This window comes from Bradyrhizobium sp. 192, from assembly GCF_023100965.1.
Taxonomy (GTDB): domain Bacteria; phylum Pseudomonadota; class Alphaproteobacteria; order Rhizobiales; family Xanthobacteraceae; genus Bradyrhizobium; species Bradyrhizobium symbiodeficiens.
On the sequence record NZ_CP064690.1, the window covers coordinates 3,908,333 to 3,927,296 of the forward strand.

General features: G+C 64.3%; 17 protein-coding genes. 12 read left to right on the forward strand and 5 right to left on the reverse strand.

Going from position 1 to position 18,964, the window contains the following annotated elements:
• The first annotated feature begins 54 nt into the window (after nucleotides 1–54).
• The 11 genes from IVB24_RS17710 (at nucleotide 55) to IVB24_RS17760 (ending at nucleotide 14,663) form a co-directional block, all read left to right on the forward strand.
• Nucleotides 55–927 carry a branched-chain amino acid ABC transporter permease gene (locus IVB24_RS17710; protein WP_094974928.1) on the forward strand — a complete coding sequence of 291 codons (873 nt, stop codon included), beginning with the start codon at nucleotides 55–57 and terminating at the stop codon, nucleotides 925–927.
• Between the two features lie 15 nt (nucleotides 928–942).
• Complete coding sequence (locus IVB24_RS17715; RefSeq protein ID WP_247773943.1) at nucleotides 943–2,007, forward strand: branched-chain amino acid ABC transporter permease; 1,065 nt, start codon at nucleotides 943–945, stop codon at nucleotides 2,005–2,007.
• Nucleotides 2,007–2,723 carry an ABC transporter ATP-binding protein gene (locus IVB24_RS17720; RefSeq protein ID WP_247773944.1) on the forward strand — a complete coding sequence of 239 codons (717 nt, stop codon included), beginning with the start codon at nucleotides 2,007–2,009 and terminating at the stop codon, nucleotides 2,721–2,723. Before IVB24_RS17715 ends, IVB24_RS17720 begins: the two co-directional genes overlap by 1 nt.
• Nucleotides 2,716–3,444 (forward strand): ABC transporter ATP-binding protein, encoded by a 729-nt coding sequence (locus IVB24_RS17725; protein WP_247773945.1) that lies wholly within the window; start codon nucleotides 2,716–2,718, stop codon nucleotides 3,442–3,444. Before IVB24_RS17720 ends, IVB24_RS17725 begins: the two co-directional genes overlap by 8 nt.
• A 24-nt stretch (nucleotides 3,445–3,468) precedes the next feature.
• Complete coding sequence (locus IVB24_RS17730; RefSeq protein WP_247773946.1) at nucleotides 3,469–4,458, forward strand: acetamidase/formamidase family protein; 990 nt, start codon at nucleotides 3,469–3,471, stop codon at nucleotides 4,456–4,458.
• A 13-nt stretch (nucleotides 4,459–4,471) separates the two neighbouring features.
• Entirely contained in the window at nucleotides 4,472–6,211 is a 1,740-nt protein-coding gene (locus IVB24_RS17735; RefSeq protein ID WP_247773947.1) for a nitrilase-related carbon-nitrogen hydrolase, read from the forward strand.
• 21 nt (nucleotides 6,212–6,232) lie between these two features.
• Nucleotides 6,233–6,994, forward strand: coding sequence for an SDR family NAD(P)-dependent oxidoreductase (locus IVB24_RS17740; RefSeq protein ID WP_247773948.1), 762 nt, complete (start codon nucleotides 6,233–6,235; stop codon nucleotides 6,992–6,994).
• Between the two features lie 273 nt (nucleotides 6,995–7,267).
• Nucleotides 7,268–8,263 (forward strand): tripartite tricarboxylate transporter substrate binding protein, encoded by a 996-nt coding sequence (locus IVB24_RS17745; protein WP_247774116.1) that lies wholly within the window; start codon nucleotides 7,268–7,270, stop codon nucleotides 8,261–8,263.
• Between the two features lie 379 nt (nucleotides 8,264–8,642).
• Nucleotides 8,643–10,973 (forward strand): TonB-dependent siderophore receptor, encoded by a 2,331-nt coding sequence (locus tag IVB24_RS17750; RefSeq protein ID WP_247773949.1) that lies wholly within the window; start codon nucleotides 8,643–8,645, stop codon nucleotides 10,971–10,973.
• A gap of 317 nt (nucleotides 10,974–11,290) precedes the next feature.
• On the forward strand, nucleotides 11,291–12,370 hold the full coding sequence (locus IVB24_RS17755) for a HoxN/HupN/NixA family nickel/cobalt transporter (protein WP_247773950.1): 1,080 nt from the start codon (nucleotides 11,291–11,293) through the stop codon (nucleotides 12,368–12,370).
• Nucleotides 12,351–14,663 (forward strand): TonB-dependent receptor, encoded by a 2,313-nt coding sequence (locus IVB24_RS17760; RefSeq protein ID WP_247773951.1) that lies wholly within the window; start codon nucleotides 12,351–12,353, stop codon nucleotides 14,661–14,663. Before IVB24_RS17755 ends, IVB24_RS17760 begins: the two co-directional genes overlap by 20 nt.
• Before the next feature lie 283 nt (nucleotides 14,664–14,946).
• Here IVB24_RS17760 and IVB24_RS17765 read toward each other — a convergent pair whose 3' ends face one another.
• The 4 genes from IVB24_RS17765 to IVB24_RS17780 all read right to left on the reverse strand — a co-directional run bounded on the left by IVB24_RS17765 (nucleotide 14,947) and on the right by IVB24_RS17780 (nucleotide 17,433).
• Nucleotides 14,947–15,222 (reverse strand): hypothetical protein, encoded by a 276-nt coding sequence (locus IVB24_RS17765; protein ID WP_247773952.1) that lies wholly within the window; start codon nucleotides 15,220–15,222, stop codon nucleotides 14,947–14,949.
• Between the two features lie 298 nt (nucleotides 15,223–15,520).
• Nucleotides 15,521–16,600: a YeeE/YedE family protein gene (locus IVB24_RS17770; protein WP_247773953.1), complete on the reverse strand. Its 1,080-nt coding sequence runs from the start codon at nucleotides 16,598–16,600 to the stop codon at nucleotides 15,521–15,523.
• Between the two features lie 73 nt (nucleotides 16,601–16,673).
• Complete coding sequence (locus IVB24_RS17775) at nucleotides 16,674–17,024, reverse strand: metalloregulator ArsR/SmtB family transcription factor (protein ID WP_028137430.1); 351 nt, start codon at nucleotides 17,022–17,024, stop codon at nucleotides 16,674–16,676.
• 37 nt (nucleotides 17,025–17,061) lie between these two features.
• Nucleotides 17,062–17,433: a thioredoxin gene (locus IVB24_RS17780; RefSeq protein WP_247773954.1), complete on the reverse strand. Its 372-nt coding sequence runs from the start codon at nucleotides 17,431–17,433 to the stop codon at nucleotides 17,062–17,064.
• A 105-nt stretch (nucleotides 17,434–17,538) separates the two neighbouring features.
• Between IVB24_RS17780 and IVB24_RS17785 the strand changes: the two genes are divergently transcribed.
• Nucleotides 17,539–18,270 (forward strand): cytochrome c biogenesis protein CcdA, encoded by a 732-nt coding sequence (locus IVB24_RS17785; RefSeq protein WP_247773955.1) that lies wholly within the window; start codon nucleotides 17,539–17,541, stop codon nucleotides 18,268–18,270.
• Between the two features lie 2 nt (nucleotides 18,271–18,272).
• On the opposite strand, the gene IVB24_RS17790 is transcribed toward IVB24_RS17785, so the two are convergent.
• Complete coding sequence (locus IVB24_RS17790) at nucleotides 18,273–18,887, reverse strand: hypothetical protein (protein ID WP_247773956.1); 615 nt, start codon at nucleotides 18,885–18,887, stop codon at nucleotides 18,273–18,275.
• Between the last annotated feature and the right edge of the window lie 77 nt (nucleotides 18,888–18,964).

The window sequence follows — 18,964 nt, forward strand, 5'->3', positions numbered from 1 at the left end:
GATCACGATTGGCTGCGACGGCAACATCGCGTATCTCTCTATCCTGGTTGGTTCATGGACATCGCGACCCTCGTATTCTCGGCACTTTATCAGTTTGGCGACGCCTTCGCGTTCCTGGTGCTCTCAGCCTGCGGGCTCGCGGTGATCTTCGGCATGATGGGCGTGATCAACCTCGCCCATGGCGAGTTCATCATGTGCGGCGCCTATGTGACGGCCGCCACCGTGCATGCCGGCTTGCCGTTGCCGTTGGGGATCCTGGCTGGAACGATCGTGTCCGCGCTGGTCGGCGTGCTGGTCGAGCTCGTGGTCATCCGCCATCTCTACGACCGGCCGCTTGACACGATCGTTGCAACCTGGGGCCTCAGCCTGATCGCGACGCAGGGCACGTTGATCATGGTCGGCTCGACCATGGCCGGGGTCGGCACGCCGTTCGGCAGTTTCCAGGTCGGCGCGTACTCCTATTCGATCTATCGCATCGTGCTGTTCTGCGCTGCGCTTGGTGTGCTGGCAGGGCTGTATGCCCTCTTCAACTGGACGCGCTTCGGCGTGCTCGCGCGGGCCACGATCCAGGTGCCACATATGGCGGCGGCGCTCGGCGTCGATACGCGGCTCGTCTACAGCCTCACCTTTGCCTGCGGGGCAGGGCTCGCCGGCCTTGCCGGCGGCCTCTACGCGCCGACCATGACGCTGGTGCCGACCATGGGCGCGACCTTCATCATGGAGGCTTTCGTCACCGTCGTGATCGGCGGGGCCGACGTCTTCCTCGGGACGGCGCCCGCGGGCGCCGTGCTTGCGGTGGTGAAGTCGGTCATGACGTCGTGGCAGGGACAATTATTCGGCCAGATCGGGCTTCTGGTCGCCGTCATCATTGTCGTCCGGGTGCTGCCAAAGGGCATCTCCGGCTTCGTGCTGCGCGAACGCACCTGACGGAGTGATGGCCTCGTGACTGCTCTCGTTTCCCTTTTTCGCCGTCTCGAAGGCCCGCAGACCGTGGGTCGCGGTCGGGCCTTCTGGAGCCTGTTTGCCATCGTGCTTGCGATCGCGCTTGCCTATCCGCTATTCAGCGATGGCTACACGGTCGGCAACACCGTCTACTTCTTCGTCTGGGTGTTCATCGCACTCAGCCTGTGCCTGATCTGGGGCTATGGCGGCTCGCTGTCCTTCGGGCAGACCGCGTTCTTTGGGATCGCCGGTTATGGCTACGGCGTCCTCACTCTCAATTTTGGCTCGGCCTATGGTTTCACGCTGGTCGCGTTTGTCGCTGCGATCGCGATCGCGGCGCTGTTCGCGGTCCTGCTCGGCTATTTCATGTTCTTCGGCCGCATCGCCGGCGTCTTCCTCGGCATCGTCACGCTCGCCGTGACGCTGATGCTGGAGCGCTTCATGGCGCAGACCGCGGGGCCGGAATGGCACATCGGCAGCGCGCGACTGAACGGCTTCAACGGCATGAGCGCGATGCCGCCTCTGACCATCCCCTGGCCGGGCGAGCCGATCGTGCTGTTTGCCGACATCGGCCTCTATTACTTCGTGCTCGGTCTTCTCATCTTCGTCTATCTGGGCCTGCGTATTCTGATGAACTCGTCGTTCGGCAACGTCATCGTCGCGATCCGCGAGAATCCTGAACGCGCGGAGATGCTGGGCTACGACATCCGCAAGTACCAGCTCATCACCTTCGTCATCGGCGCCGCGCTCGCGGGGATATCGGGAGTGCTCTACACGGCGTGGGGTCAATACATCACGCCGTCGAGCATGGGCATGACATCGGCGGCGCTGCCGCTGATCTGGGTCGCGGTCGGTGGCCGCAGCGACCTGACCTCGACCGTGGTCGGCACGCTGGTGGTGCTCGCTGCGTTCCAGGCGCTGACGATCTATGGCAGCCAGTATGCGCTGGTCTTCATGGGCGTGCTGCTGGTGCTCACGGTGCTGATCGCCCCGAACGGCCTCGTGCTCGGTGCGATGAATTGGCTCGGCAAGCTCGCCGCCCGCCTGACGCAGAGGGCCGGCTGATGTCGCTGCTCGAACTGCGCAAGCTGAACAAGCATTTCGGCGGGTTGCACGTCACCAACGCCGTCGACCTCACGCTTCAGCCCGGCGAAATCCATTGCCTGATCGGCCCGAACGGTGCCGGCAAGAGCACGCTGTTCCGCCTGATCTTGGGTGAGCATCATCCCGGCAGCGGTGAAATTATCTTCGCGGGGGAGAACATCACCTCCCTGAAATCCTTTGCGCGAATTCATCGCGGCCTTTCCGTCAAATTCCAGGTGCCCGGCGTATTCAAGGGTCTGTCTGTCCGCCAGAACCTCGAGATCGCACTTCAGAGCCGTCATCGCGGCGCCGAGCTCGAAGCGGAGATCGACCGGCTGCTCGCCTTCCTCGGGCTCCAGTCCGAGCAGGCCCAGGTTGCGGGTAATCTCAGCCATGGCCAGAAGCAATGGCTCGAGATCGGCATGGCGATCAGCCTGAAGCCGCGCCTGCTGCTGCTGGACGAGCCAACGGCCGGCATGTCGCCGGAGGAGACCCATCTGACCGGAGAGATGGTCCAGCGGCTCAATGCGGACGGCATGACGGTGCTCGCGATCGAGCATGACATGACCTTCGTCCGCCAGGTCGCCCAGCGCGTGACCGTGTTGCATCTCGGCCAGGTCTTCGCGCAGGGCTCGATCGACGAGATCGTGGCGGATGAACGTGTCGCGGCGATTTATCTGGGGCAGGCCCATGCTTGATGTGCCACGCAAGGAAGTGATCCTCTCGACGCTGGCTCTGCGCGCCGGCTATGGCGGCAAGCCCGTGCTCCAGGGCCTCGAGATCGAGGTGCGGGAAGGCGAGATCGTCGCCGTCATCGGACGAAACGGCGTCGGCAAATCCACGCTGATGAAGAGCCTGATCGGGCTCGTGCCGGCGATGAGCGGCTCGATCGTCTATCGCGGCGAAGCGGTCGATTCCCTACCGGCGCACAAGCGGGCCCGCCTCGGCATGGGCTATGTGCCGCAGGGACGCGACGTGTTTCCACGGCTGACCGTCGGCGAGAACGTCGCGGTCGGCGCCGCGATCAAGGGCGGCGGCATTCCCGAAGCGGGCCGACGCAGGATCGTCGAGGCGTTTCCGATCCTCGCCGAACGCTGGCACCAGCGCGCCGGCACCCTGTCGGGCGGCCAGCAGCAGCAACTCGCGATCGGACGAGTCTTGATCGCGAACCCCAATCTCATCCTGCTCGATGAGCCGTCGGAAGGTATCCAGCCCAACATCGTCCAGGATATCGCGCGCAACATGGTCGAGCTCAACCGCAGCACGGGTGTGACCATCATTCTGGTCGAGCAGAACCTCGACATGATCCGCGCCATGGCGCAGCGCTGCTACGTCATGGACAAGGGCCGCATCGTCGCAAGTCTCGACCGCTCGGCGCTCGACGACGTGGCGGAGATGCGCCGGCACCTCGCGGTCTAGACAGTCCAACCAAGGAGAACAGCAATGGCCTGGCAAAACGAGTCGATCATGGCACGCAAAGGCGTCGCCAAGGGCGCGCGCGGCAAGGAATATACGATCACGGAGAGCGAGCAGGGCAAGTACCACTATGTCTACGGCCCCTACGTGAATCCGGTGCTGGCCGTGGATCCGGGAGCGGTCGTCGCGGCCGAGACCCATGACGCGTTCGAGGGCGCCATCAAGCACGAAACCGACAGCCCGTCGAAGATTCTCAACTTTCCGTTCCTCAATCCGCAGAATGGACCGATCCACGTCAACGGCGCCGAGAAGGGCGACACGCTCGCGGTCTATATCGAGAGCATCGTACCGCGCGGGCCGCAGCCCTGCGGCACCACCGTGGTCATGCCGGACTTCGGCGGCCTCGTCAGCACGGGGCAGACCGCGCTGCTCAACCCGGCGCTGCCCGAACGGGTCAAGAAGCTGGTGGTCGACGCCAAGACCGGCACCAAATGGAACGACAAGATCACGCTGCCCTATGAGCCGTTCATCGGCACGATCGGAACGTCGCCGGAGATCGAGGCGATCTCCTCGCTCGTCCCTGATTATTACGGAGGCAACATGGACCTGCCGGACGTCGGCGTCGGTGCCATCGTCTATCTGCCGGTCAACACCAAGGGTGCGCTGCTCTATCTCGGCGATTGCCATGCCGCGCAGGGGGACGGCGAGCTCTGCGGCGTTGCGATCGAGCATCCAACCGTGACCACGGTCCAGGTCGATCTCATCAAAGGCTGGACGATCGCCTGGCCACGGCTCGAGACCAAGGACTTCATCATGACCATCGGCTCGGCCCGGCCGATGGAGGATGCCGCGCGCATCGCCTATCGCGAGTTGTGCCGCTGGATGGCGGCGGACTACGGCTTTGACGAGATCGACGCCTACATGCTGCTGACCCAGGCCGGACGCATGCGAGTCGGCAATATGGTGGACCCGAAATATACGCTCGGCGCCTCCATCAAGAAGTCCTATCTCGTTTGAGGTCAGCCGGATCATGTCCACCAAGCACAAGGTCGCCGCCGTCCAGTTCGAGCCGACCATGTTCGAGAAGGAGCGCAACATCGCGCGCCTGCTCGAACTCTGCGAACAGGCGGCCGCGGCCGGTGCCAGGCTGATCGTCACGCCGGAGATGGGCACGACCGGCTATTGCTGGTTCGACCGCGCCGAGGTCGCGCCCTTCGTCGAGGTGGTCCCGGGGCCGACCACGAACCGATTTGCCGCGCTGGCGCGCAAGCACGGCTGCTACATCGTGGTCGGCATGCCGGAGGTCGATGAGGATGGCATCTACTTCAACTCCGCCGTCCTGATCGGGCCCGACGGCATCGTCGGCCGCCACCGCAAGACGCATCCCTATATCTCCGAGCCGAAATGGGCGGCGGCGGGCGATTTGCACAACCAGGTGTTCGAGACGCCGATCGGACGCATTGCGCTACTGATCTGCATGGACATCCATTTCGTCGAAACCGCGCGGCTGATGGCGCTCTGCGGTGCCGACGTCATCTGCCATATCTCGAACTGGCTGGCTGAGCGTACGCCGGCGCCCTACTGGATCAGCCGCGCCTTTGAGAACGGCTGCTACGTCATCGAGAGCAACCGCTGGGGTTTGGAGCGCACCGTGCAGTTCAGCGGTGGAAGCTGCGTGATCGCGCCGGACGGGCAGGTGATTGCGGTGCTCGACAACGGCGACGGGGTCTTGCTGTCCGAGATCGACCTCGACGTCGCGCGCGCGCGCCGCGTGCTCGGCGAGACCGTGTTTACGCAGCGCCGTCCCGAGCTTTATCCGGAACTGCTGACCGATACCTTCAGCTGGAATCCGCGCGATTTTTTTGGCCTCTATGGCCATGAGCCGTGGCCGACGGGCAAGACGTCGCGCGTCAGCGTCGCGCAATTTGCACCTCGCGCTGACACCGGCCAAAATCTCGGGGAAATCGCAGCGCTCGCACGCAAGGCCAAGGCCGAGGGTGCGGAGCTCGCCGTCTTTCCGGAGCTTGCCCTGACGGGACTTGCCGATCCGGCGGCATCGGCCCAACCGATACCGGGGCCGGCGACCGGCAGCCTTGTCGCGCTTGCAACGGAGCTTGGCCTTTACCTCGTCTGCGGCCTCGCCGAGCGCGAGGGCGATCTGGTCTACAACAGCGCCTGCCTTGTGTCGCCGGATGGGGACGTCTCGGTCTATCGCAAGACGCACCTCACCGCCGATGAGCGAAGCTGGGCCACCGCAGGTGACGGCTGGACCGTCGTGGACACGCCGATCGGCCGCATCGGGTTGCTGATCGGTCATGACGCGTCGTTCCCGGAAGCGGGCCGGGTGCTGGCGCTGCGCGGCTGTGATCTCATCGCGTGTCCCGCCGCGATCAAGGGGCGCTTCAGTTCGTCGCATGCCGGCACGGAGGTCCTGCAGCCGAAGCCCATACCGACGGGCCCGGATCCGCATCACTGGCATCATTTTCGTGTTCGCGCCGGTGAAAACAACCTATTCTTCGCTTTCGCCAATGTCGCCGACCCGGAACGCGGCTATCCCGGGCTGAGCGGCGTGTTCGGTCCTGATACGTTCGCGTTCCCGCGGCGGGAGGCGATCGCGGCCGGCGGCACGGGCCTTGCAACCGCGCTGGTCGACACCACCAATCTCGACAGCGTCTATCCGACCAACGTGGTGCGGCGAAAGGATCTGGTTTCGATGCGCATGCCGCACAGCTATCGTGGATTGGTGAGGGCCGCCGCGAACAATTACTGAACCAGGAAAAGGAATCGGACCATGGATCTCGGACTCAAAGGCGCCAAGGTTCTCGTCACGGGAAGCACCAAGGGGATCGGCCGCGCGATCGTCGAGACCTTTGCCGCCGAAGGCGCCGATGTCGGCGTATGCTCCCGCAATCAGGCCGAGGTCGAGAGCACGGTCGCTGCGCTAAAGGCCAAGGGCGTTGCGGCCTTTGGCGGTGCGGTCGACGTCGCCGACGCTGCCGTCCTGAAGGCTTGGGTTGGCGATATGGCGGCAAAGCTCGGCGGCATCGACGTTGTCGTCGCCAATGTGAGTGCGCTGGCGATCGGGCAGGACGATGAAAGCTGGGCGAGGGAATTTTCGACCGACATGATGGGCACGGTCCGGCTGGTGAATGCGGCCATGCCCTATCTGGAGAAGAGCGACGCCGGTGCGATCGTCGCCATATCGAGCGTCTCCGGGCGCGAGGTCGATTTCGCGGCCGGCCCCTACGGCACCTTCAAGGCCGCCATCATCCACTACACGCAAGGTCTCGCCAATCAGCTCGCACACAAGGGCATCCGTGCCAACACGGTCTCGCCGGGCAACACCTATTTCGAAGGCGGGGTCTGGAATACGATCAAGGACAACAATCCCGAGCTCTACAAGACGGCGCTTGCGCTCAATCCCACGGGCAGGATGGGGACCCCGCAGGAGATGGCCAACGCGGTCGTGTTTCTCGCAAGCCGTGCCGCGAGCTTCATCACGGGAACGAACCTCGTCGTCGACGGTGCCCTGACACGCGGTGTGCAGTTCTGAGGCATCGCTGCACCTGCCGCGTTGCAGCCGGGAAAACGAACGCTGCTGACCGAGGTCGACGTCCCCAATCCGGAGGGGCCTTAAGTCCCGGCATCCATTGCGCGGACGAGCTGTCGATCCCGCGCAAGACGCCGTCGACGACGATTCCGGCCGACGCGCTGGTCTTTGACCAAGCTCGTCGCCCGCACGGTGCAGGGCAGCGATCTACCTGTGCGGATTTTCAAGGCCCTTCGTTCCTGTATGATGATTGGCACGGTCCCGAATACGCAGAAGATGTCCCTTCTTTCACGCCGAGAACTGCTTGATAGGGCGGCGCGCATCACGGCGCTGGCCGCATGGCCCGGCTGTGCGGCCGCCCAGGATTATCCCTCCCGTCCCATCAGGCTGGTCATTCCCTATACGGCTGGCGCCGCTGGTGATCAGATCGGCCGTCCCTGGGCCGACAGGGTCGCGTCGCTGCTGGGCCCGATCTACGTCGAAAATATCGGCGGCGCCGGCGGCGCGATCGGCTCCGCCGCGGTGGCGCAGAGCGCCCCCGACGGCTATTCGCTTCTGCTCGGCAATGGCAGCACTCAGGTGATGATTCCGTTGTCCTCGGCGAAGCCTGCCTACGATACGGTTCGTGATTTCCGCGCCATCTATCGCCTGATCACCACCACGCTTGCATTCGCGGTTCATCCCTCCATGCCGGTGAAGGACCTGCGGGAGCTGGTCGCTTTTGCGAGCGCCAATCCGGGCATACTCTCCTACGGAACTCCGGGCGTCGGCACCGGCAATCATCTCATTGGGGAGATGTTCAGGCTGCAATCCGGTCTCGCAACAGACTTCGTCCACGTGCCCTATCGGGGCATGAGTGCCGCGACCAACGACCTGGTCAGCGGCCAGATCTCCGCCGTCATTGCGGTGGTGTCGAGCCAGATCCTGCAGTTGCACCTTGCGGGCAAGCTGCGGCTGATCGCCGTCACGAGCGAACAGCGCTTGAGCGGCGCGCCGGGAATTCCGACCGTCATCGAATCCGGCATGCCGGGCCTCAGATATGCCGGCTGGTTTGGCTTGTTCGCCCCACGCGCAACCCCGGATGCGATCGTGGAGCAGATCTCCAGGGCAACCCGCACGGCGATGGCCGATCCGCAGTTGCAGGAAAGCTATCGTTCGCAAGGTCTGGAGCCGGACGTTGATTCAGGCCCCGACAAATTTCAACGCCTCGTCGAGGACGAACTGACCCGCCTGGCTCCCATCGTCAAGTCGATCGGGCTCAAGCGCGACTGAGAGTCTGCCGATTTGAGCTGCGTCCGTCCTGTCGCAACTCTCACGGGTCGGATCGGCAGTGGCGATCTCGCGGCGACGCTGAGCAGCATTGATCCTCCTGCGGCATTTTGACCGCACCGATTTTGAATCATCAAAGCGTATTTGAACCGTTCCAGACATTCTCCCGTCGGTCGCTGATGATCGAGGCATTCTAAGCCGCAGCGCACGCATTTGCGTTGCCGTCACGATAGCGTCTTCCTAAAGAGGCGATGCAGATCGCTGGCATTCGAATGTTGCTGCCAAGATGAAGGCAGTGAATGCGCGTGCGCGTCTGCAGGGCAGTTGATCGACGGGCCATACTTGCGGCCGAGTTCGGATATGAGGAACTGCTCTTCGATCCATGGTCGTTGCTGGCCAAGCGCGGAGCCGCTTCACGGCGGCCTGCGCGCTATTGATGAAGGACTTGCTGGGAATGCTGCGTGCAGGTGGGGTTGGGACGGTGGCGCGGTTTGCTGCGGCGCTGCTGGGTGGAGTGGCGTTGCTCACGTGGTTCGAATTGCCTGCGCGATCCCAAACATCACAAGGGGGCAGCTCTCTTCCTCCTGTGACCGTCGAAGCGCCGACGAAGCCGTCGGCCCGCCGTGCGCCAACCAGGCGAAATGACGCCCGGGTCCGATCGACCTCACGGCGCGCCCCGCAAGCTCAAACCGTCACCGTGCAATCGCAGCCGGGTGTCGTCCCCGCCTTTGCGGGCGGCCAAGTCGCTCAAGGCGCGCGGCTGGGAATGCTCGGCAATACCAACACCATGAAGTCACCGTTCAGCGTGACGAGCTACACCGACAAGTTCATTCGGGATCAACAGGCGGCAACGGGTGCGGACGCCCTGATCCTCGATCCGTCCGTGCGGAGTTCCCACCCGACGGGCGGTATCGTCGAGTCCTTCAACATACGCGGTTTCCCGATCAATGAAGGCAACAACGGTGAATTCGCCTTCGAGGGCCTTTACGGAATCGCACCGACATATCGGATCTTCACGGACTACGTCGAGCGCATCGAAGTGCTCAAAGGTCCGTCGGCCGCGCTCTCGGGCATGGCGCCCAATGGCGGCGTTGGCGGCGTCATCAATGTCGTGCCCAAGCGCGCGGAAGAGGATCTGACCCGCCTGACAGCGAGCTACGGCTCGACCGCACGCTTCGGTGGTCACTGGGATGTTGCGAGACGCTATGGCGACGGCAAGGAATGGGGCGTACGCGCCAGCGGGAGCCTCCGCGGCGGCGATACGCCCATCGATCGCCAATCCGAAACGACGGGTGTCGGATCGCTGGCGCTGGACTACCGGGGCGAACGGTTCAGATCCTGGCTCTATCTGATCGCGCAGACCGATCGATTCGACGCTCCCTCACGTCCCTTTTTGATGGCTCCCGGCCTGCAGGTGCCAAAAGCGCCGGACGGCCGGTTGAACGTGACCCAACCCTGGGAATGGTCACGCATCAACGACCAATCTGCCTTGCTGCGGACCGAGTACGACGTCAGCGATCAGGTCACTCTGTTCGCGGATGTCGGTGGCGCCAAGACCAATGTCGAACGGTTCTTCGGTCTTCCAACCATCGTCAACACAAGCGGCGATACGACCTCTACGCCCCAGTATTTTGGCCTCAGCATCGATCGAACCGCATATGATGGCGGCGTTCGCGCCCGCTTCGACACCGGCTTCGTCCATCATGCGCTCGCCGTTCAGGCCTCGGTCTATCGGGACGCACTGTACCGGCGCCTGACGAATGGCAGTCCGGTCACCTCGAACATCTACAATCCGACCGTCGCGCCGACCCAGTTCGGCAACGAGATCAGCGATCGTCCCCGACTCTCGGACAGCGAACTCACGGGGCTTTCGATTGCCGACACCTTGTCCGTGCTCGACGAGCGGGTCCTTCTGACCCTCGGAGTCCGGCGCCAGGGCATCGAAGCCAACAACTATCTCTCCAATATCGGAACGCTGACGTCGTCTTACGACAAGAGCGCCGTGACCCCGGTGGTTGGTCTCGTCGTCCGTCCCCTGGAGCATATCTCGCTGTACGCGAACTATGTCGAAGGTCTCGCGCGCGGCGACGTGGCTCCCCAGACAGCGTCCAATTTCGGCGAAGTGCTGCAGCCCTACGTCGCGAAACAGTACGAGGCCGGTGTCAAGGTGGAGTTCGGCCGGATCGCAACCACCTTCAGCGCGTTCGAGATATCGAAGGCGAGCGGCGAGCTGTCCGCCGGGCGTTTCGCGGCGACAGGCGAACAACGAGTCCGCGGGCTAGAGTTCAACGTCTACGGCGAGCTCATGCCGGATGTTCGTGTCCTTGGAGGCATCTTGCTGCTGGATGGCACCCTGACGAAGACCGCCGTCGCGGCCAATGTAGGCAATACGCCGATCGGCGTTCCGAATATTCAGGCCAATATTGGCATGGAGTGGGACCTCCCGTGGATGAGGAACCTCACTTTGAATGGAGCCGTGATCTACACAGGCAGGCAATTCGTGGACGCCGCGAACAAGCAGCCAATTCCGGAGTGGACGCGGCTCGATCTCGGCGCCCGTTACACCACGGCGATCAGCGGCAGGAAGACGGTTTTCCGTGCAAACATCCAGAATGTGACCGGTGAGAGCTACTGGTCCAGTGTGGCGTCGTTCGGAACGTTCTTCCTGGGGGCGCCACGGACATATCTGCTGTCAATGACCGTGGATATGTAGTCGTTGTTCCTGCACTTGGGGCAACCGCTCCCGGGCGCTATTGCGGGAGCGATCGTTGAGAAGCCGGCGACAGCAGCATGCGCATGACCATCGTGTGCGGACCTGTCAATTTGGTCGTCACAGTGGATAGTTGCTTGCCAACAGAGGCGCCGCAGCTCGCTCCGGCCCGGTGAGGTCACGCCAAAAATGTCTCCATTGAATCAATGAGGTGACTTCCATTTCCGGGTGCCTTTCGGCCGCAGGACCGAAATTGGCGCGGCTCTTGCTCTTGCTAGTATGAGGGTTCTTGATAAACGTCATACTGCGAGATCAGGTGAATGGAGCAAGCGGTGAGGCGGACTTTGCGGGCGGTCGAGCCCGGAACGGTGGTGCTGTTCGGGGGGCTGATCGCGGCCAACATCGCCGCGTGGGCCTGGGCCTTCGCGTCGTTCGGCGACCGGCCGACGGTTCTGGCGACCGCGCTGCTGGCCTGGGTATTCGGCCTGCGCCACGCCGTCGATGCCGATCACATCGCCGCCATCGACAACGTCGTGCGCAAATTGATGCAGGCGGATGGCGCGCCACACAGCGTCGGCCTCTATTTTGCGCTCGGCCATTCCACCGTCGTCGTGGTCGCGACTATCTTGCTTGCGCTTGGCGTGGTGAGCTTCGGCGGCGACAGCCTGCTCAAGGAAATCGGCGGCCTCATCGGCACCTCGGTGTCGGCGGTTTTCCTGCTCGTGATCGCGGCCATCAATCTCGTCATCTTCGCTGGCTTGTGGCGGACGTTTCGCGCGGCACGGGAGCAGGGCGTTCACGACGCCGAGGGACTCGAGCGGCTGCTCGCCCATCGCGGCTTCCTCGCGCGACTGCTCGGACCGCTGTTCCGCCTGGTCACAAAGCCCTGGCACATGTATCCGCTCGGCTTCCTGTTCGGGCTCGGCTTCGACACGGCGACCGAGATCGGCCTGCTCAGCATCTCCGCAACCGAGGCCGCGCGCGGCGCCTCCATTGCCGACGTGCTGGTCTTCCCCGCGCTGTTCGCGTCGGGCATGGCGCTGGTCGACACGGCCGACTCCGCACTGATGGTCAGCGCCTATCGATGGGCCTTCGTCGATCCCATGCGAAAGCTCTGGTACAACCTCACGATCACCGGCGCCTCCGTGGCAGTCGCGCTGTTCATTGGCGGCATCGAAGCGCTCGGCTTGGCGGCCGACCGGCTCGGCCTGTCCGGGGGCGTGTGGACGCTGGTCGATGGTCTCAACGAATCGCTCGCCAATGTCGGCTTCGCGGTGATCGCGCTGTTTGCGATCGCCTGGCTCGTCTCGGTCGTGCTCTATCGTCGCCTCTTCGAGGATGACCGGCGCCGGTCCGCCACGAAAGCCCTGGCATGCGCCGATGCGACCGAAGCGGCGTAAGCCCGGTCGTCGCGGCAGCGCCCTGACGGCACTCTCGGCCCTGGTGCTGCTGGCGGATGACGGCTGCGCTCTCGCGCAGAGCAGCGACACCTCGCGCGAACTGCCGCCAATCGAGGTCGGTGGCGGCGAGACGGCAGGGCGCAAGAAGCCGGTCGCATCCCGCCGCACCGGCAGGCCGTCCTCGAACGGCCACCGCATCCCTGTATATCCGGCAGCGCCACAAGCGTCGGATGCGCGCAGCGTCGCCTCGGGTGCGAAGAGCCAGCCCAGCATGGCGAGCGAGCTCACCGTCTCGGGCGAGGAGATCAATGCACGCCCCTTCACGCGGCCGGGCGAAGCGCTCGAAGCCGTGCCGGGTCTCATCGTGACGCAGCATTCCGGCGAAGGCAAAGCCAACCAGTATTTTCTGCGCGGATATAATCTTGATCATGGGACCGACCTTGCGATCACCGTCGACGGTGTTCCGGTCAACATGCGCACCCACGCGCACGGCCAGGGCTATGCCGATCTCAACTGGCTGATCCCGGAAACCATCGCCGCGGTGGATGTACGCAAGGGTCCGTATTTCGCCGACGAAGGTGATTTCGCCTCGGTCGGTAGCGTGCATATCGGCCTGATCGACCGCACCAGAGGGCTCGCGCAAGTAAGCGTGGGCGGCTTCGGCTACCGCCGCCTGCTCGGCATGGACTCCGCGAAGCTCGGCGACGGCGCGCTGCTCGTGGCCGGCGAGGTCGGGACCTACAACGGCCCGTGGGATAATCCTGACAACGTACGGAAACTCAACGGCCTCGTGCGCTACAGCCAGGGCACCGCGACCGACGGCGTCTCCGTCACCGGCATGGCTTACGCCAACAAATGGAATGCGACCGACCAGGTGCCGCAGCGCGCGATCGCCTCCGGCTTTCTCGATCGCTTCGGCTCGGAAGATCCGAGCGATGGCGGCAACACCAACCGCTTCGCGCTCTCCGGCCGCATCGCGCAGAGTGACGATCTCGGCTCGTGGAAAGCCAACGCCTATGTCGTGAAGAGCCAGCTCGACCTCTTCAACAATTTCACCTACTTCCTCAGCGATCCCGTGCTCGGCGACCAGTTCCACCAGCACGACGACCGTCTGATGGCAGGCGCGAACGTTTCGCGCACGCTGAACGGTTCGTTCGTGGGCTTGCCGATGCAGACCACCGTGGGCCTGCAGTCGCGCTATGATGCGATCGATCTCGCGCTTACCAACACCTTCCAGCGCGGCTTCCTTGCCAACATCCGCAGCGACAAGGTCGGGGAGGGCAGCGTCGGCGTCTATGCCGAAAACACGGTGCGCTGGACGGACTGGCTGAGGACGACGGTGGGCTGGCGTGGCGACTATTATTCCGCCGACGTCACGTCGCGGTTCAATGCCAGCAATACTGGCCGCGCCGACGCTGCGCTCGGCAGCCCGAAATTCAGGATGGTGCTCGGTCCGTTCGCCCAGACCGAGTTCTTCTTCGGCGCCGGCTATGGCATGCACTCCAACGACGCCCGCGGCGCGACCACGACGGAAGACCCCCGCGATCCCGCGACAAGGCTCACGCCGTCGCCGCTCCTGGTGCGCACCAAGGGTGCGGAGGTCGGCGTTCGCAGCAGGATCGTTCCCGGCCTGGACAGCTCGCTCAGCCTCTTCATGCTGGATCAGGATTCCGAGATCCTGTTCTCCGGCGATGCCGGCGATACCTCGGCGACCCGCGCCAGCCGCCGCTACGGCTTCGAATGGACCAATCACTACCGGCCGCGGTCCTGGATCGACATCGACGCCGATCTCGCGATGACCCATGCGCGCTTTCGCGGCTATGACAGCGAGCAGGCGGAGGTTTATGCCTCGCTCGCCGGCTACCCCGAGGCGCAGATCGGCAACGCACCCGGCAACTACATTCCGAACGCGCCTGCAATGGTGGCATCGGCCGGCATCACGCTCGGCGAGAAGACCGGCTGGTTCGGCACCTTGCGCTGGCGCTATCTGGCGTCGAGTCCACTGACGGAGGACAACACATTCCGCTCCTCCGCGACCAGCATCTTCAACGGCCGCCTCGGCTATCGCATCGACAATGGCTGGCGCCTTCAGCTCGACGTGCTCAACCTCCTCAACACGAAGGCCAACCAGATCAGCTATGCCTATGGCTCGCTGCTCAAGACCGACACGCTCTACAATCTCTGCACAGCGGGCACCGCTCCGGCTTCAGTCTGTCAGAACGGCGTGATGGACTACGTGCTGCACCCCGTCGAGCCCCTGACGTTCCGCCTCACGATCGCCGGGACGTTTTAGGTTTGCTCGGGTGGCGGTGCGACGACGGACTGTCGCCGGGCCGCCTCGGCGCCCTGCGCCAGGGCATTCGGCTGTACGCGCCGCGTTTCTCAGACGCGAGCCTGCGCCCCTCTTTCCGGAGCTGGAGAAGAGGTCATACGACTGGCTTGTCGGCTTTCTGCCTGACTGCGTGACGTACGAGCCGACGGTGCGGGCGCCGTCTTGAGCGGCGCGAGGTCGGACCGCCGCGAATGCTATTCATCCGCAGCGGTCGGCTTCCTCGTGCCAATTCCAAAGGGGGCGGTCAGCGGCAGACGTAGGTCCCGTTGAACAGCACGCGTACGCAGGCCGTGCCCGCCGCCGCTGCGCCGACGGCTGCGGTCCCGACGACCGCGCGCCTGGTGGTCCGGCGTGCCACGCCGGCGACGGATACGGGCGTCAGCGGACGCCCGACCCGCGCGTCCGCTTGGCTGAAGGACAGCGATGGTGTCTCGTTGGATGACCAGCCGAACGAGACAGACATTCCGACACCGGCCACGATAGCCGCAACCAATAGTTTTCCCAGCATACTAGACGTCATGACGACCTCCATTCTTTTGCGGTTACGGGTCTGATCGGTCCAAAACTGGCGGGCGGATCGTTGATCAAGATCAAGGGAATTGAGACAGGCCGGTTCGTCCTGGCTCACCCTTTCTGCGGCCGAACGTCGGTGTTTTGCCTGACGGGTCAAACATCTGTTCCGAAGCGGGTCCGTTGGGCCGGCTTTGCCGTTCGAAAAGGCATAGTGCCGCCAACCATCTGGCTACTGTGCATGGGGTTGTTTTTCAAATTTCGTGTTTGGGCGGTAGAGATCGGCTCGGCCCATCAAGGCGAATTCGTCAGGTCGAGACCCCGAACAGCCTGCGGACCGCCGGCAGCCACTCGCCGGTCATCGTGAACTCAAGCCCGAGGCGCGCGCCGCAGGCGATGGCCACCATCGTGACGGGTGCCGAAACCGCGAGCGTCGAGAACGCGCTCAGGCCCTGACCGACGGTGCAGCCCAACGACATGATGCCGCCAATGCCCATCAAGAGTGCGCCGGTCATGTGACGCTTCAACTCGCGAGCGTCGTCGCAAGCCTCCCAGCGGAAGCCGCGCGCGAGCATCGCGGCGGCAAACGAGCCGGCGACAACGCCGGCAACCGAGCCGATGCCGAAATTGAGCCGCGCGCCGGAGAAGGTGGCGATGTAGAGAATGGCGTCGCCAAGCGGCGCCACGAAGGTGAGCGAGGCGACCCGCGCGGGATCGAACTCGTCGTCGGCAAGCCATCCGGTCGCAAACCAGCCGAACGCGATCGTGGCGCCGACGGCAAGACCGGAACTCAGCAGCCGCGGCGACCGGATCAGTCTGCCATCCGCAAGGGCCCAGAAGGCGAGCGCGGCGGCAATTGCCACAACGAGGATCGCGCGCATCGCGCCGCTTGCACCGAGCAGCGAGGTCAAGGTCTGGGTGCTTCCCTCGGGCAGCCGCAACGACAACGGCTCGATCAGCTTCAGGCGCAGCATGCCGGTGATGCCGCGCATGGTCGCGAGCGCCGACAGGCCGAGCACGAGAAAGACAACGATGGCACGTAGATCGCCACCGCCGACGCGCACCAGCGTGCCGAAACCGCAAGTGCCTACCAGGGCCATGCCGACGCCGAACATCAGCCCGCCGATGATCGCACCGCCAAGGCCGATCGATGCCGTCAGGTAGATCGACCGCGACAGGTCGACGATGCCGAACGCGGCGAGCGCCTGGGTGGCGAGCAGGGCGACTGAAGCGGCCAGCGCAAAGGATTTCAGCCGGCGAAAATCCGATCCGAAGAAGGCGTCCTCGAGCATCGCCAGCGTGCAGAAACGTCCCGCGCGGCCGGCAACGCCGAGCACGGCACCGGCGGCAAGCCCGCATGCAAACGCCATGGTCGAAGAACTGAGCATTCCTCCCGCTTCGTTTTTGTTTCTGTCCGCGGGTAGTCTGCGCCGGTGGGGCGCGAAAAGCCAGCGCGGAGAACTACCGACGGCGCCGGCGCACCGGCTCGCAGAACACGTCGTAGACGGCGGTGAGAATCTTGCGGACGTCCTCGCTCGCGAGACTGTAGTAGATCGTCTTGCCGTCGCGGCGGGTCGTCACCAGCCGATCGAGTCGCAGCCGCGCGAGCTGCTGCGAGACGGTCGATTGTCGCTCGCCCAGGAACTGCTCGAGCTCGGTCACGGATTTCTCGCCCTCGGCCAGGATGCAGAGCAGCAGCAATCGGGACTCGTGCGACAGCGCCTTGAGCATGTCGCTGGCCTCGCGCGCCTTCTCGATCATCTGCTCGAGTTCGGCGGAGCCCTCGATTTCCTTCAGCTTCGGCAACGGCATCGCGTCAAGCTCCTCTCAGCAAAATCCGCAAGAACGGTCACGACCCCTTGGGTTCCGATCCCGCATTTGACAGGATTCGGCCCAACAGGCCGAAGAAGAAGGCATCCCCGGGGTAGCCGCGAATGCGCCCGATCTCACGGCCCTCTTGTACCACGACGAAGGTCGGCGTGAAGGGACCCAGATCGATTCCGGCGAGATCGGCGGGACGGGGGCTGTTCAGGTCGACCCGGCGCAACGGTGCAGCCCGGCTTTCGTCGGTGTTGCCGTAGATCGGCGCGATCTCGGCGTTGAAGCGTGCGCACCAGGCGCAGCCGGGCCGCTCGAACATGATGAGCTCGGCGGCGCGCGATGCCGTAGCGGGCAGCGCGAGCCCGACGGTGAGGGCGAGCCAAACGGCGATTCTGGTCATGCTGCGTAATCGGGCCTTTGCGGGCTTGATTGGCGGACTTGCTTCCCAAACGCCCTTGACGTCTTATATCATTAAATTCGTATATGTGCTAGGGATGGGGCGGAAATGACCTTGGATGTCACGCTTGGTGCGGCCTTTGTCGCGGGCCTGTTGTCGTTTCTGTCGCCCTGCATCCTGCCTCTAGTGCCGCCCTTCCTTTGCTACATGGCCGGTGTTTCGGTCACGGATCTGTCCGGCGACCGGCCGGATCTGCGGCCGCGGATCCTGATCTCCGCTCTGGCCTTCGTGGCGGGCTTTTCGCTGGTGTTCGTCGCGCTCGGCTCCACCGCGTCGATCGCGGGACGCTTCATCTCCGCACATCTGTCGACGCTCGGCATCGTCGCCGGCGGGCTGATCATCGTGATGGGCCTGCATTTTCTGGGGTTGCTCAGGATTCCGCTGCTCTATCGCAGCGCGACCGTGCAGGTCGACAACCGCCCGGCCGGCGTGGCGGGGGCCTTCGTCATGGGCTTGGCCTTTGCGTTCGGCTGGACGCCCTGCGCTGGCCCGATCCTCGCTGCCGTTCTGCTGATGGCGGGATCGGAGGACACGACCGGGCGAGGGGCGCTGCTGCTGCTCGCCTATTCGGTCGGGACCGGCATTCCCTTCCTGATCGCGGCGGCCTTCACCGGCCGCTTCATCGCCGCGCTCGGCCGTGTGCGCCGGCATCTCGGCCTGATCGAGAAGACGATGGGCGTTTTCCTGGTCGCGACCGGCCTGATGTTCCTGACCGGATTGATGCCAGCGGTCTCGGAATGGCTGCTCGAGCATTTTCCTGGATTGACCAGCATCGGCTGAGGCTAGCCGTAGCGAAAGTCGAGCAACTGGGCGAAGGACTGCAGCTCGATCAGGTAACGATGCACCAGGGGGCCGTCGCCCGCCATCACGGCATGGGCGATCGCGCTGCTGCTGGCGATTGCGCCGTCGATCAGGCGACGAAATTCGCCCTGGGCGGCGATCTCGCTATTTGCCCATTCGTTGCAGCGTACGAGCCGATCGCGGAACGCGCCTGCGGCGGAAACGGTTTCCTCAGCGTTCGCCAGTGCCGGTTGTTCGCCATATCTGATGGCCGCGACACGCAAGGTCTCCATGGCGGGCGCGATCTCGAAGATGCAATCGCCGAGATCGTAGAGTCCCGCGTGACGTCTGAGCGCGTGAAAAGCCTGTCGAAGCGCAAGTAACTCACGGCCGGCGGCGACAGTGTCGCCTCGCTCCAGCGCGCCCGTCGCCGTGGTCAGTCGTTCGTGACCCCGGTCGAGAAACCCCGGCCATCCGGCCGGCGCGTTGGCGGGCAGGGCACCGGACGCGTTCGGAGCGAGCCGTTTCCACCGGGCGATCGCCTCGTCGGTCTCGATCTGTGTCAGCGCGACATTTCCGGTGCGCGCATAGCTCGCGGCAGTGCGCAGATTGGCCATGATCGGCGCCATTGCCGATGCGACATCCGCAGGTCTATCGGCTTCCGCGCCGGGCGCGAGCGTGGTCGAGGCCAGCC